This is a genomic window from Arthrobacter sp. UYCo732, assembly GCF_040547265.1.
In the GTDB taxonomy this organism is placed as follows: domain Bacteria; phylum Actinomycetota; class Actinomycetes; order Actinomycetales; family Micrococcaceae; genus Arthrobacter.
In genome coordinates this window covers 47,821-61,216 of the sequence record NZ_JBEPPJ010000011.1, presented here as the reverse complement: position 1 = coordinate 61,216, position 13,396 = coordinate 47,821, and the positions used below count along the sequence as shown (strand labels likewise).

The window sequence follows — 13,396 nt, the reverse complement described above, 5'->3', positions numbered from 1 at the left end:
TGTGAGACAAGCGGTCCAACTGTGTTGTAGATCACAATTCTGTCAGGACCACAAAATAACAGTCGTTATCTGCGAAAGAAGCCAAAGGGCACCCTCCTCGCGAACATTGTTCGGCAGGTACCCCAGTCCATCTGGTGAAATTCATAAAGGTATGGATTACTGAAATCGCCTATGCCGTTTTGCTCCCTGTCCAACCGCGAAGGCGCCCGGCGGCTGAAAATGCCCCTGCGACTGCCTGTTGCGGATTTGGAGAGTGATTCGTGCCACCGCGGTGACGCTTTCCGCATAGGACCGCCCAGCGGCGCCCCGGTCCGTCCAGCTCGCTAGGCTGGGATTCACAGCTTGCGCACAGGAACGCCGCAGGGTGAACTAACCCACAGATCAGAGAGTTGTCCCATGGCTACTTCGCACTCCATGACCAACAACCTGCCGCAGCTGACGCACCCCGACGGCTCCCCTATCCGCGCTCTCGTAGTCGACGACGAACCCAGCCTTTCCGAACTCATGAGCATGGGGCTGCGGATGGCCGGCTGGTCTGTTGCCGTAGCCGCGGACGGCCCGGAGGCCGTCAAGCTTGCCAAGGAGTTCCGTCCGGACGTGCTGGTACTGGACGTGATGCTGCCAGGGTTCGACGGCGTCGAGGTGCTGGGCAGGATCCGCGCCTTTGCGCCGGAGGTACCTGCGCTCTTCCTGACCGCGAAGGACGCTGTCCACGACCGGATCGCGGGCCTGGCCGCCGGAGGGGACGACTACGTCACCAAGCCCTTCAGCATGGAAGAGGTCCTGCTGCGGCTGCACCGCCTGGTCCAGAGGTCCGGAGTTGCCGCCATGGACACCGCCGAACTGGTGGTGGGTGATCTTGTACTCAACATCGATACGCGGGAAGTCACCAGGGCCGGGGACGAACTCCAGCTCACGGCAACACAGTTCGAGCTTCTCCGCTACCTCATGGAAAACCCCAAACGCGTGATCAGCAAGGCCCAGATCCTGGACCGGGTCTGGAATTATGACTTCGGCGGGCAGGCCAACATTGTGGAGCTTTACATTTCCTACCTGCGCAAAAAGGTGGACGCCGCGCAGCCGCCCATGATCCACACCGTGCGCGGCGCTGGATACGTCATCAAGCCGGCGGAGTAGCAGCTCCATGTCCACTCCGCCACCAACAACCACGGCACCGGCCCGCAGCTGGCTGAAACCGTCCACCTGGCATCTGCGCACCCGCCTGATCCTGCTGGCCATGGCACTGCTGGTGGCCATCTGCGGCGCGGTCGGGCTGTTCAGCTATGCGTCTATGGGCTCTTTTCTGACCAGGCAGCTGGATGACCAGCTGAGCCAGGCTGCGAAACGTTCGAATGATCCTGGCCGCCAGCCCTTGGGTGGCTTCAACGGCAGGCCCGATCCCCTGGACTCCCGTGGGCAGAGTGTGGGGACGCTCAATGCACGCATCCTGAACGGCCAGATCATCAGTGGCGGATACCTGGACTCGGACACCACGCGCCTGGCCCTCGACGCCAAAGACAAGGAAACCCTGCTCGAGCTGACGCACAACGGCAACCCCGTGGACCGCTCCCTGTCCAACGGGGATTACCGGATTCTGGCTGTCCAAACCAGATACGGCGATCTCCTGGTCACCGGACTTCCGCTGGCGGCCAAGGAGGGCACCCTGGCTTCGCTGGTGTGGACTTTCGTGTTCGTTTCCCTGGGCGGACTGTTGCTGATCGGGCTGGCCGGCACGGTTCTGATCCGGCGCACCATGAAGCCCCTCGAGCAGCTCTCTGAAGTAGCCACCCAGGTGGCCAGACTCCCGCTGGACGCTGGCGAGGTGGCACTCGCCGTGCGGATCCCGCCGTCGAACGCCAATCCCGGAACTGAAGTGGGCAGTGTGGGCCACGCCCTGAATCTAATGTTGGACAACGTCGCCAATGCCCTCCAAGCGCGGCAGCGGAGCGAGACCAAGGTGCGGCAGTTCGTAGCCGATGCCTCCCATGAACTGCGCACACCGCTGACCGCCATCCGGGGCTACACAGAGCTGATGCGCATGACCGAGAACTTCACACCGGATGGCAGGAAATCGCTCGCACGGGTGCAGAGCCAGTCCGAACGCATGACCACGCTGGTGGAGGATCTGCTGCTGCTGGCCCGGCTCGACGAGGGGCAGCCCCTGAAACTCAGCGAGGTTGATCTCACCCAGCTCGTCATCGAAACGGTCAGCGATGAAAAGGTGATCGCGCCGGATCACCACTGGCACTTAGAACTTCCGTACGAGCCGCTCTCCGTCAACGGCGACGCGTCCCAGCTGCGCCAGGTACTGGTGAACCTCCTTTCCAACGCACGCAAACACACCACACCAGGGACCACCGTGGTCAGCAGCGTGCGGAAGTCCGCCGATGGCAATGCCGAAATTTCGGTGACGGACGACGGCGGGGGCATCCCGCCGGACTTCGTGGACCACGTTTTCTCGCGGTTTGCCCGCGCAGACGCCGCCCGCAAGGGCACAGCGCCGGAGTCCGGGCCGGGGGCTTCCGAGGGCACCAGTGGACTGGGCTTGTCCATCGTTCAGTCGATTATTGAGGCGCATGGCGGCACCGTGGAGGTGAAGTCGCGCCCCGGACGCACGGAGTTCGTGCTGCGCCTACCCGCCGGGGCCGCTGCGCTGCAAGGCAACGCGCCGTCGCCGTGATTCCTGTTACCAAAATGTGACTTCAGTGCTGAGCTCCTGTACCGTCGATAGAGTGCGGATCCCATTCGGGCCGCATATCCGGATGACGCCAAGCTCTGCCGCTTACCGGATTCCGCTTGACCAGGCAGAGGCGGGGGACCCAGAGTCCCGGGCGTAATGCCCTTGGGGTAAAGCCAGCACTGAATTTCCGTGTGGCCGGATGCCCTCATCCGAACCCGACAGCTAACTCCGCAGGTGTGAGAGGCGATCCATCATGTCTAAATCCAAGGTACAAACACGCCCAGTCGGCGGCGGCACCACGCTTCGCAACAAGTTTCCGTCCCTGGGGAAGCGCGTAGCCGTGCTCACCGCGGCGAGCGCCATGCTCATCGGGTTGGGCGCAGCGGGCCACGCGTCCGAGTCCAACACGATGACAGCAGCCAGCGACACGCAGCAGTTGTCCACTGCGGAAGCCGACTCGAAGCTGAGCATGGAAAAGGCCGAGATGCTGGCGAATCCCGTACCGGCACCTGCAGCGCCCGAGATCAGCGTTGCCCCGCAGGCAGCCGAACCAGCACCTGCGCCGGCTCCCGCACCGGCTCCTGCACCGGAACCCGAGCCAGCCCCCGCTCCCGCTCCGGCACCCGAGCCCGCGCCGGTTGTGGCCGTTAACGATCCCGCCGGAGCCCAGGCTTATGCTGCGGGCCAACTGGCCAGCCGCGGCTGGTCCGCTGACCAGATGCCATGCCTGCAGACGCTGTGGACCAAGGAATCTGACTGGACCACCACCGCCACCAACGCAAGCAGCGGCGCGTACGGCATCGTCCAATCACTGCCCGCCGAGAAGATGGCGAGCGCCGGCGCTGACTACCTCACCAACTACCGCACGCAGATCAACTGGGGCCTGAACTACATCCAGGAGCGCTACCAGTCACCGTGCGGTGCGCTGAACTTCCACCTGTCGCACAACTGGTACTAAGCACGATTCTCCGGAATCCCAACAGCCACAGCAGGCCCTGAATCCCCCGGTTCAGGGCCTGCTGTCCTGCATCCCCGGCTTACTCAGCAGGTTGTCCTCGGGATCCGCGCTTCCCTGGCTTCGGGCGCCGCGGCATACTGGGGCCATGAAATTCACCACCACGGTTCTGGGCAGCGGCAACAAGGCGGGCATTGAAGTTCCCGAGGAGGTCGTCGCGGCGCTCGGTGCAGGCAAGCGTCCGCCGGTGGTGGTGACCATCAACGGCAGGAGTTACCGGAGCAGCATTGCCGTCATGGGCGGGCAGAACCTGGTTGGCGTGAGCGCCGCCAACCGTGAATTCACCGGAGTGGCGTCCGGCGACACCGTCGAGGTGGACGTGGAACTGGACACGCAGCCGCGCATCATTGAGGTCCCTGACGACCTGGCCGCAGCCCTGGCCGCCGAACCGGATGCCCAGGCGTTCTATGCCACGCTGAATTACAGCACCCAGCGGCGGTACGTGGAGCCCATCGCCGATGCCAGGACAGCGGAAACCCGCGCCCGCCGGATCGCGAAGGTTGTAGCCGATCTCAAAGCCGGGAAGAAATGATTTGTTGGCCCTCGCCGTCCGCCTCCAGGGAAGCGTCTACCCAGCCGTAGTCCGGGATATATAGGACTCCGTCAAGCAGTTGACCGGCGTTGGGGCCTATGGCTACCGTCCGAATGCCCGCAGCGCACTCGTTTCCATGTCGAAGAGGGCTGCCCGGCAGGAAAGCGCACGGGCGGCAAAGGGCTGGGTTGTTCATCTCTCCATTTTGCCCTAGGCCTCACGGCCAGGGATGTTACTGCACAGCCCACTTGTTGCCGTCGGGATCCCCGAAAGACACGAAATGGCCCCAGTCCTGAACGTCCACTTCACTCACGGCGACACCCTTGTTTTGGAGGCGGTCATGGGCGGCACGGATGTCGCTGACCACGAGCTGCGGGCTGGGTGCCGTACCTGGCGGCGCGTCTGTGAGTCCCTCGCCGATGCAGATTGCGCACGCGGAGCCGGGGTGTCAGCTGGACAAAGCGGATGGACTCGCTGGGCCGCTCATCGAAGTCCGCATTGAAGCCAACCCTGTCCGTCACCGGCGGGTACTCGCAGTCGGAACCATCGAGCCCGGCACGCGCAGCCGGGGCTGCCGCCCGCACCTACCCTCCTAAACCGCACCGCACCGTGCCGTGCCTTCTGAGGGTCCGCTGCTTTAGCCAGCGATGCCGTACAGCCGGTCCCCTGCGTCGCCGAGTCCCGGCACAATGTAGGACTTCTCGTTGAGCTTCTCGTCGATGGAGGCCAGGACGATGGTCACGTTCGCGTCAGCAAGCTCTTCTTCCAGTTTCGCCAACCCTTCCGGCGCAGCCAGAAGGCAGATGCAGGTCACGTCCGAGGCGCCTCGTTTGAAGAGGAACTTGATGGCTTCGCGCAAGGTGCCGCCGGTGGCCAGCATCGGGTCCAGCACAAAGATCTGCCGGTCCGTGAGGTTCTCCGGGAGACGTTCGGCGTAAGTGATGATGTCCAGGGTTTCCTCGTCGCGGGCCATGCCCAGGAATCCCACTTCAGCTGTGGGGACGAGCTTGGTCATGCCCTCCAGCATGCCCAGGCCCGCGCGGAGGATGGGCACCACCAGGGGTGTGGGCTTGGTGAAGGCGGTTCCCACTGTGGTGCTCACCGGGGTCTCGATGGTCACAGGCTGCGTGCGGACGTCGCGGGTGGCCTCATACGCGAGCAGTGTCACTAACTCTTCCGTCAGCATCCGGAAGACCGGTGACGGTGTGTTCTTGTCCCGCAGGACGGTGAGCTTATGGGCGACCAGCGGGTGGTCCACAACGAGAGTGCGCATGCGTCAAAACTACCATCCGGGCGGGGAGCCCCTGCCAGGAGTCAGCTCGGCTGCTCGTCCCGGATGGCGGGGTGCTCGAACGTTGGCGGCGGCCCTCCGTGCTCCCGTTTCCGCAGCACATGGAACAGCCGATGTGCCAGGATCACTATGCCCACCCAGGCGAACCCCAGGAACCAGCCGGCCATCACGTCCGTCAGCCAGTGGTGACCCAGGAAGACTCGGCTCAGGCCCATGGCGATGATGAACACCAAACCTGCGGCGATCGCCGTGAGGCGGGCCCAAGTTATCTCGAATTGCAGGCACATGATGTACACAATTACGCCGATCACCACAGTGGTGTTCAACGTGTGACCGCTGGGAAAAGAGGGCGACGTCTCGTAAGGCGGGACCGCGTCGGCATGGTCGGGACGGGTGCGGCCAACCAAACGCTTGCCCACTGTGGTGGCCAGGGTGGACACGGCCGCCGCGCCGCCCACCAGGATGATGGGCCGCCAGGTCCTGCTCAGCACGGTGAGCCAGGCGGTCAGGATGCTTGCCAGGATGGGCATGCCGATTCCGCCGCCAATATTAGTAAAGGCTGTGACGCCCGCGTCCAGTGCGGGGGCCCGCAGGCTCTCGGAAAGCTCCAAAGCGGGCTGGTCCAGGGACGTCAGCCCTGCGTCGTCCACCACGCTGTCATAGACCTCGGCACCCAGCAGCGCCATGATCACCACCAGCACGCCGCCCACCAGCATGGTGACCCACAACGCGGCATACGGTCTGAACCACTGGCCGGCACGGGCCCTGAATGTATCGACGTCCACGAGTTCCTCCTGGCATCGGCGGGTGGCAAGGATGGATATCCCTCGAAACTATCATTGAGCCATGGTCCCCGGCGATAAGAAACACAGTGAGTGGATGGGTCTTGCCCTCGACGAAGCCCGGCGTGCACTGGCCACCGAGGACGTGCCCATCGGTGCCGTTGTCATAGGGCCCGACGGCGGCTTGCTGGGTTCCGGACGGAACCAGCGGGAGGAACTGGGTGACCCCACCGCCCACGCGGAGGTGGTCGCCATCCGCCGGGCAGCGGACCGGCTGCGTGCGCTGTCGAAACTGGATGGCGGCACCGGCGACGGCTGGAGGCTGGAAGATTGCACACTGGTTGTCACGCTGGAGCCGTGCGCCATGTGCGCAGGAGCGGTGGTGCTGGCCAGGATTCCCCGAGTGGTTTTCGGCGCCTGGGACGAGAAAGCCGGGGCGGCCGGCTCAGTGTTCGATGTCCTCCGCGAGCGCCGGCTCAATCATTGGGTGGAGGTCTACGGCGGCGTCAGGGAGGACGAGTGCCGGGCCCTGCTGAGGGATTTCTTTGCCGCCCACCGCGGCAAGCTCTAGGTATCGTGGCAAGTTCTAGGCAACAGATAGCGCTTCGCCCAGAGCCCGGGTCGGTTGTGGCATGTTTGGTCATGCCTGATGGGGCACCTGCGGGAACGCACCGAGGACCGCCGCTACGTTGCGCGCGGTGGATTCCCAGTGGGGCATATGTTTCCGGGCATCAAGCGCTGCGGCTCGCCAATCCGTTCGGAAAGTGCGGTCCGATAGCCACTCCCGGATCGTCCCTGCGAGAATCTCCGGCTCGCCGCTTTCGCTGCCGGCAAGGACGACGGCGCTTCCCGGCAGGACCGGCCGGGCGCCCATGCCCAGTGCTTCCACAGCCCCGGTGCCGGCACGGACGATGACCGGGATTCCCCGGGCCAGCGATTCCGTAACCACCAAACCAAACGCTTCGGCTTTGGAGACAAGCACGCTCAGGTCGGCCCGGTTCCATTCGTCCGTCAGGGCGTGTCCGGCGAGCTGACCGGTTAGCCGGATCCGGCCGTCCAATCCGTGCGAGGATATGGAAGCCTGGAGTTGCGCCGCGTAGGCGGGGTCGGCGTCGTCCGTGCCCACCAGGGATGCCGTCCATGCCAGGTCCTGGAGCTTGGCGAGCGCTTCCACCAGGAGTATCTGGGACTTGTTGGGCAGCAGCGCGGCTACCGAAATAATGTGTACTGGGTCCGAACCCGCCGAAACCGGCGCAGGATCCGTGCCGGGCAGGGCCACCCGGCTGGTCGCAAAGCCGTGTAGTTCCCTGACGTGGTCAGCGGCTGACGTGCTGGAGCAGATCACGCCAGCGGCTGCCTGCAGGGACCGCTGCTCGCCGTCGGTATGGCTGGGGAACGGCATATGGAGCAGCACCCATGCGCTGCGCCCCGCAGCGGCGGCAGCCTCCAGCTCTTCAGGGGCACCGCACGCGATGAGCCCGTCCACCACCGTGACCGCGGCCGACTTGATCTCCGCCTCCGGTTCGCCTGCTCCCAGCAGACTGCCCAGCCGCCGTCGGTCACTCATCCCGGCATCCGGCCACTCCCCCTCCACCGAGAGAACCTCGACGTCGACACCCAAAGTCCTCAACCCCTCGACGAGGCGTGCGTTATAAACGTTGCCGCCTGAGATGTGGCGGACGTTGCCGGGAACCAGGAACCTGACGCGCATGGTCAGGCGGACAGGTCCAGGGAACAGGAAGCCCAGGCGTCAGGATTTTCGCGCAGGGTGACGTCGATACCTGCGAGCTCGCGGCCGTCAGCGTCGTCCTCGACCTGCCCTGCCACGGCCTGGGCGATATATTCGGCCAGCGCCTCGGTGGTGCTCAGCCTGCCGAAGAAGTCCGGGTGCTCGTCGAGGTTGGTGTAATTGAGCCCCGCCAGGACACCTTCAATGATGCCGCCGGCGGCTCCGATATCCAGCACTATCGCATCCTCGTTCAAAGCACGACGCCGGAACGTCACCTCCGCCACGAAGGTGGCCCCGTGCAGGGCCTGGGCGGGGCCGAAGACCTCGCGCGGGAGGCTGTGGGCGATCATGAAATGTCGGCGGATAGTCAGGCTGAACACAGGCTACGTCCTGTCTCCGGGGGCTGGATCACTGTACTTTTCAGCGTTGGGGTATTCGATCACGTGACACAAGGCTTCGAGTTGTCCGGTGGCCAGGTTCTGCACCACGTCCGGCAGGTCTGAGAAGGGAGATGCGCCCGTGAGGAAGGCGTCGAAGACGGGGTCCTTGAGGAGGGATACTGCAAGGTTCAGGCGGTCGGCGGTCGTTCGCCGATGCCGTCGTGCCCGAGCCACAACGCCCACCTGACTGGCCCTGATGGAGAGCCGGCGGGCATGGAAGTCCTCGCCGAGCGGCAAGGTGACGCCGCGGTTGGCGTACCAGGACATTTCGATGACATCGGCCTCGTCGCCGGCCAGTTGCAGGCTGCGTTCCAGACCCTCCTGCGACGCCGAGCAGTGGAATACGACGTCGCAGTCCGCTTCGGCATCATCCGGGTGGGCAAATTCCACGCCGAGCCTGTCCGCCAGCTGCTTCCGTTCCAGGTCCAGGTCCACGAGCTGCAGGCGGGCCAAAGGGAATGTGCGCAGGAGTGTGGCCACCATGCCTCCCACCAGCCCGGCACCGACGACGGCGATCCTGTCCCCGAGCCTCGGTCCGGCTTCCCACAGTGCATTGACGGCTGTCTCCACGGTCCCGGTGAGCACGGCGCGGCGGGCGGGGACGCCGTCGGGAATTCTGGTCAGTGCGGCGGTGTCGATGACGTAGCGGTCTTGGTGGGGACTCAGGCAGAAGACCTTTTGGCCCATCCAGTCTTCCGGGCCCTGTTCAACGATGCCGACAGATAGGTAGCCGAACTTCACTGGAGACGGGAACGATCCCTCCTGGTGTGGCGCACGCATTGCCTCAGCCACCCGAGGCGGGACGGAGCCGGTGTGAACCACAATTTCCGTGCCTTTGCTGATGCCGGAGTAAAGCGTACGTACCAGTGCTTCGCCCGCTCCCGGGGGATGCAACAGCTCGTCCCGGAGTTCACCGTGTTCCGGGCCGGTGGTCCAATACGCCGTTGCCTGAGCTGCCTGAGGGGTTGGTTCATCTGGAGTAGCCATCTTGCTGATGAATCTAGTCCGCTGGAGGTGGCTGGCGGAACCGCGCAACGCTGCTGGCAATGGCGCCACTCGTTAAGGAGTTTCCACCGGATAGGCAGATGATCCCTGGCCGTTGGCATTCGGGATAGCCGTCCGAGGCAGGGCTGGCCAGGGTTCGAGATCCCGGTGGTCCCGCCGTTGGCGCAGGCCAGGTCATGGTCCGCTTCGTTGTCCAGGGACTGGTTATTACAGCCCGGGAAGGGGCATCTCCCGTCCCCCAGCCTGAGCCAGCGTCGTGGGGCTTTGGTGACCCGGTAGCTGGCCCGCCCGATCTCCAGGGGTGCACCGTCACGCGGGTCCATCAGGGCCCGGTGGAAGGAGTCCGCGCCGTCGGCGACCAGCCGCCGGGCCATCGACGGCGGGATCGGACCGTACCCGTCCAACATCGCCGGCTCCTCCCTCGCACCCAGCAAAGCCATCACTGGGACCGTGATCAGCACCTGCGCGCGCGGCGACGGAACACCAGCGCCGGAGCCACCAGGACCGCCGTCGGAACCACCTATAGTCGGAGCTGCCTGGTTCGGGTTCTCTCCGGTGATGGCGTTAACGTCGATGGTGCAGTTACCCCCGAGGAGCCAGGTTGCTCGCGCGAGGGCTTCCGCAGCACGCGAGTAGCCCGCCGCAAGATGGACTCTCAGTGCCGACGTCTTTGCGTCAATCCGGGAAGTCTCAGCTAACCCGTCCAGGAAATCATCCGCCAACATCCGCAGCGGATCAGCTTCGCCACCAGACCCGTTCCGGCAGATCCTGTGCCCCGCAAAGCTACAGCAAGCGCAGTGGCAGAAGCAGCCAAAGCCTCCGCAACCTCCACCGCAGCTCTTCGTTCCATAACTAAATCATCCAGCGAGAGTCCGGCACACGATGTCAGGAAAAACTCGTATGTGGATAACTTTGCGACCGAGGCGCCTGATGTCCTCAATGGCAACCCCGGTACGTGAAACCGAGCCCAATCACCAGCCGTTTTGGGGATGTGAGCCTTGCTCCGGTACCCTAGTCAGGTTGGTGACGTGTCCGAGCGGCCGAAGGTGCAACACTCGAAATGTTGTTTGGTGTCAAAGCCAACGTGGGTTCAAATCCCACCGTCACCGCCAATGAGAAAGGCCCCGGTTCCGTGTAAACACAGGTAACCGGGGCCTTTGCTTTGCCCCATGGCGGTGCCCACTGGCCGGTTGTGTCCAGTCCTTTGGCCAGGGGTGGGCTGACCCCCGTTCCCGAAGATTCTCGTCCAAACTCGATTGTTGCCCCACCGGCTGATCAAGAGAGAAGGATCCCTGTGGCCCTCGCGCCGGCGCTGGGACACAACGGGCATTCATCGGCCGGCGGCAGATGAGTGGCGGGTCTGCCGATGTGCGGCGAAGGCGACCCACTGGCGCAGCATCGGGTATAACCGCATTTCAGCCAGCGGTGGACGTGCCGGCAGGTCACGCTTGTCCGGGAACGGGTGCCCGGAAGTTCCCGGGGCGCCGGCGTCGTGGAAATAGAGCAGTTCCCGGCCATCGGCCAGCCGGGCGGGTGTCGGCTTGTTCACGACGACGGGCCCAAAGTTGCCCCGGGCACGAATTGGCCGGTGAACTTTTTGTGCCGGACCTCGGTCCCGCCCGGATCATTCATGAGACGTTCGAGGACTTCAACCCCGCGCGCCGCGACTTGCTCCACCGGGATGCGCAGAGTCGCCAGTCCGATCAGGTCCAAGCCCTGGATGATGCCATCGCAACCTGTCACCGATACGTCGCCCGGGACGTCGAGGCCGGCGGCGCGGGCCGCGCGGAGGAAGATCATGGCCCGGTTGTCGTTGGGGAACATGGCGGCTGTGGCCGCGCCGTCGCGAGCCAGGTCCACGATCCGGGCGATGCCGGCAGTCGGCTGGCCGAAGGCGTCGGTGTCGACCCGGTGGACGGTCAGCCCGCGGCCCTCCAGATGAACCGCCATGGAGCGGAGACCGGCGGGTTGCCCACCAGCACTTGGGAGACTGTCGCGCGGGACACATTGGCGGCCCGCGCCACGTCTTCCATCCGGACCGTCAGTCCCTCGCGCCGCACGTCCTCGTCCGCCTGGGACCGGCCGCCCGGCGTCTTGCGTGTCCTCGGCATGGGATATCGCCCCTCAGCGGGAGCCGTGGCAAAGGGAAGGCCTGCGTGGCTACGACTTTGAGGCCTTTCGATTGAACGCAGCGTTGACCGTCGTCTCGGTGCGTAAGTACTGTTGAGCACCATCATCCGCGCCGCGGTGCCACCAAGGGAGAACGCCATGCACGGTGAAGACAAAAGCGAAGTTCTCTGGCTGCCCGCACCCGAGGACCAGGATTATCCGAACGCGTCCAGCTACCTGTCCTTGCTGGCTGCGGACGACGTGGCCGGCTCCCTCGTCTCGGCGCTCAGGGATGCCCCGATCGAGCACCGCAAGGCCAAAGACATCCTCCGGGCCGCCCGGTTGGTGCTGCTGCCTCCGGACAACGCCCATGTGGCTTCGGACCTGAAGAAAATCAGGGACGGCAAACGGCTCTCGCCCATCCTGATGGTCTGCGGCGACCTGGCCAGCGGCGTTCCCGCGCAGGTCGCGGACGGCTACCACCGGGTCTGCGCCAGTTACTACACGGACGAGAACACGGACATCCCGCTCAAACTGGCCCGGCTGCCACAGTAACTGCCACCGCGTTCCTCGGGGCGCCAATCACAGAACGCCAGGAGAGGAGGCACGTGTCATTTTTTCAGCTTTCGCTGATCGCCACCGTTGCCTTGCTCGGCCCGCTGCTCGCACTGCCCCAAAAGTGGCACCTTCCCGTAGTGCTGGGACAACTCGTGGCGGGCATCGCCATCGGGCGGACGGGGCTGGGGCTGGTGGATTCGACGGATCCCACGTTCACCTTCGCGGCCGACGTTGGATTCGCCCTAGTTATGTTCGTCGCCGGCACGCACGTTCCCGTCAGGGATAAGGCCCTCCGTCCCGCGCTCGGTACCGGAGCCCTCCGCGCCGGGATCGCGGCAGCGCTCGCCGCCGTCGTCGGAATCCTGATCGCCCTGTCATTCGGCACCGGCCACGCCCCCTTATACGTCGTTCTGCTGGCATCGTCCTCAGCGGCGCTGGTGCTGCCGATCATCGATTCCTTGCGGCTGTCCGGGCCCAAGGTCCTGACCACCACGGCGCAAGTGGCGATCGCCGACATCGCGTGCATTGTTGCTCTTCCGCTGGCTGTTGACCCACCAAATGCCGGGCGGGCCGCCCTCGGAGCCGCGGCCGTTGCCGGTTGCGCAGCGATCCTCTACTTCGTCCTGCGCAGCCTAGAGCGCAACGGTACACGGGCCCGGATGCACGACGTGTCCGAGGACCGGAAGTTCGCCCTTGAACTGCGCATCCAACTAGCTTTGCTGTTCGCACTTGCAGGGCTGGCCGTCGCAGGGCATGTCTCCATCATGCTGGCAGGGTTTTCCTTCGGTCTGGTGGTCTCCGCCGTCGGCGAGCCGCGGCGCCTGGCGCATCAGCTGTTTGCGGTGAACGACGGATTTCTGGGGCCCGTGTTCTTCGTCTGGCTGGGCGCATCCTTGGATTTGAGCGCCTTGGCTGGCAGTCCCCGGATGATCCTCCTGGGGTTGTGCTTGGGAATCGGCACACTGCTGGTGCACGCAAGCCTGCGGATTCTGGGCCAACCACTGCCGCTGGCACTGATGTCGGCATCCCAGCTGGGTGTTCCAGTCGCCGCCGCCACTATCGGCTCACAATTGCACTTGCTGGAACCCGGCGAAGCAGCGGCCATAATCCTGGGGGCCCTCCTCAGCATCGGAGCGAGCGCTGCGGCAGGCGCCCGGGCAGCACTCGCGTACGGAATGCGCATGCAAAAAGCGCCCTAGCGTGCCGCCCGCGGCCGCAAGGAGCGGCCAAGGCAGCCCTGGGTAACCACGTCAGA

General features: G+C 64.8%; 15 protein-coding genes, 1 tRNA gene, 2 pseudogenes and 1 riboswitch. Of the genes and pseudogenes, 8 read left to right on the top strand and 10 right to left on the bottom strand.

Features of this window, described 5'->3' with window-relative positions; all coding sequences use genetic code 11:
• Window positions 1-396: 396 nt before the first annotated feature.
• From ABIB45_RS14510 to ABIB45_RS14495, 4 genes are all read left to right on the top strand, one after another.
• Window positions 397-1,137, top strand: a complete 741-nt coding sequence (locus tag ABIB45_RS14510; RefSeq protein WP_354216561.1) for a response regulator transcription factor — start codon at window positions 397-399, stop codon at window positions 1,135-1,137.
• A 7-nt stretch (window positions 1,138-1,144) separates the two neighbouring features.
• On the top strand, window positions 1,145-2,680 hold the full coding sequence (locus tag ABIB45_RS14505) for a sensor histidine kinase (RefSeq protein ID WP_354216560.1): 1,536 nt from the start codon (window positions 1,145-1,147) through the stop codon (window positions 2,678-2,680).
• Between the two features lie 93 nt (window positions 2,681-2,773).
• Window positions 2,774-2,928: riboswitch (cyclic di-AMP (ydaO/yuaA leader) on the top strand.
• Between the two features lie 5 nt (window positions 2,929-2,933).
• Window positions 2,934-3,638 (top strand): aggregation-promoting factor C-terminal-like domain-containing protein, encoded by a 705-nt coding sequence (locus ABIB45_RS14500; protein ID WP_354216559.1) that lies wholly within the window; start codon window positions 2,934-2,936, stop codon window positions 3,636-3,638.
• A 145-nt stretch (window positions 3,639-3,783) separates the two neighbouring features.
• Window positions 3,784-4,227: a YdeI/OmpD-associated family protein gene (locus ABIB45_RS14495; protein ID WP_354216558.1), complete on the top strand. Its 444-nt coding sequence runs from the start codon at window positions 3,784-3,786 to the stop codon at window positions 4,225-4,227.
• 210 nt (window positions 4,228-4,437) lie between these two features.
• Here the strand turns inward: ABIB45_RS14495 and ABIB45_RS14490 are convergent.
• The 3 genes and pseudogenes from ABIB45_RS14490 to ABIB45_RS14480 all read right to left on the bottom strand — a co-directional run bounded on the left by ABIB45_RS14490 (window position 4,438) and on the right by ABIB45_RS14480 (window position 6,234).
• Window positions 4,438-4,748: pseudogene (locus tag ABIB45_RS14490) on the bottom strand (VOC family protein).
• 116 nt (window positions 4,749-4,864) lie between these two features.
• Window positions 4,865-5,500, bottom strand: coding sequence for a uracil phosphoribosyltransferase (gene upp / locus ABIB45_RS14485; protein WP_309812175.1), 636 nt, complete (start codon window positions 5,498-5,500; stop codon window positions 4,865-4,867).
• Window positions 5,501-5,541: 41 nt separating this feature from the next.
• Window positions 5,542-6,234: a phosphatase PAP2 family protein gene (locus ABIB45_RS14480; RefSeq protein ID WP_354216610.1), complete on the bottom strand. Its 693-nt coding sequence runs from the start codon at window positions 6,232-6,234 to the stop codon at window positions 5,542-5,544.
• A 130-nt stretch (window positions 6,235-6,364) separates the two neighbouring features.
• Here ABIB45_RS14480 and ABIB45_RS14475 point away from each other — a divergent pair, with 130 nt between their 5' ends.
• Window positions 6,365-6,871, top strand: coding sequence for a nucleoside deaminase (locus ABIB45_RS14475; protein WP_354216557.1), 507 nt, complete (start codon window positions 6,365-6,367; stop codon window positions 6,869-6,871).
• Between the two features lie 69 nt (window positions 6,872-6,940).
• Here the strand turns inward: ABIB45_RS14475 and ABIB45_RS14470 are convergent, their stop codons facing one another.
• The 4 genes and pseudogenes from ABIB45_RS14470 to ABIB45_RS14455 form a co-directional block, all read right to left on the bottom strand.
• Window positions 6,941-8,011, bottom strand: coding sequence for a glycosyltransferase family 4 protein (locus tag ABIB45_RS14470; protein ID WP_354216556.1), 1,071 nt, complete (start codon window positions 8,009-8,011; stop codon window positions 6,941-6,943).
• Between the two features lie 2 nt (window positions 8,012-8,013).
• Entirely contained in the window at window positions 8,014-8,409 is a 396-nt protein-coding gene (locus ABIB45_RS14465; RefSeq protein ID WP_354216555.1) for a 6-pyruvoyl trahydropterin synthase family protein, read from the bottom strand.
• A 3-nt stretch (window positions 8,410-8,412) separates the two neighbouring features.
• Window positions 8,413-9,456 carry a zinc-dependent alcohol dehydrogenase gene (locus ABIB45_RS14460; protein WP_354216554.1) on the bottom strand — a complete coding sequence of 348 codons (1,044 nt, stop codon included), beginning with the start codon at window positions 9,454-9,456 and terminating at the stop codon, window positions 8,413-8,415.
• 137 nt (window positions 9,457-9,593) lie between these two features.
• A pseudogene (locus tag ABIB45_RS14455) lies at window positions 9,594-9,974 on the bottom strand (HNH endonuclease signature motif containing protein); the annotation flags it as partial.
• A 522-nt stretch (window positions 9,975-10,496) separates the two neighbouring features.
• Here ABIB45_RS14455 and ABIB45_RS14450 point away from each other — a divergent pair.
• Window positions 10,497-10,586, top strand: a tRNA-Ser gene (locus ABIB45_RS14450).
• A 218-nt stretch (window positions 10,587-10,804) separates the two neighbouring features.
• Here the strand turns inward: ABIB45_RS14450 and ABIB45_RS14445 are convergent.
• From ABIB45_RS14445 to ABIB45_RS14435, 3 genes are read right to left on the bottom strand one after another with little or no spacing between them, the layout of a single operon-like run.
• Window positions 10,805-11,023, bottom strand: coding sequence for a hypothetical protein (locus ABIB45_RS14445; protein ID WP_354216553.1), 219 nt, complete (start codon window positions 11,021-11,023; stop codon window positions 10,805-10,807).
• On the bottom strand, window positions 11,020-11,424 hold the full coding sequence (locus ABIB45_RS14440; RefSeq protein WP_354216552.1) for a substrate-binding domain-containing protein: 405 nt from the start codon (window positions 11,422-11,424) through the stop codon (window positions 11,020-11,022). Before ABIB45_RS14440 ends, ABIB45_RS14445 begins: the two co-directional genes overlap by 4 nt.
• Window positions 11,394-11,585: a LacI family DNA-binding transcriptional regulator gene (locus ABIB45_RS14435; protein WP_354216551.1), complete on the bottom strand. Its 192-nt coding sequence runs from the start codon at window positions 11,583-11,585 to the stop codon at window positions 11,394-11,396. The genes ABIB45_RS14440 and ABIB45_RS14435 overlap by 31 nt, the downstream gene beginning before the upstream one ends.
• 112 nt (window positions 11,586-11,697) lie before the next feature.
• Between ABIB45_RS14435 and ABIB45_RS14430 the strand changes: the two genes are divergently transcribed.
• Window positions 11,698-12,138, top strand: a complete 441-nt coding sequence (locus tag ABIB45_RS14430) for a hypothetical protein (RefSeq protein WP_354216550.1) — start codon at window positions 11,698-11,700, stop codon at window positions 12,136-12,138.
• 53 nt (window positions 12,139-12,191) lie between these two features.
• A complete protein-coding gene (locus ABIB45_RS14425) occupies window positions 12,192-13,340 on the top strand; it encodes a cation:proton antiporter (RefSeq protein WP_354216549.1) in 1,149 nt (382 codons plus the stop codon).
• Window positions 13,341-13,396 lie beyond the last annotated feature (56 nt).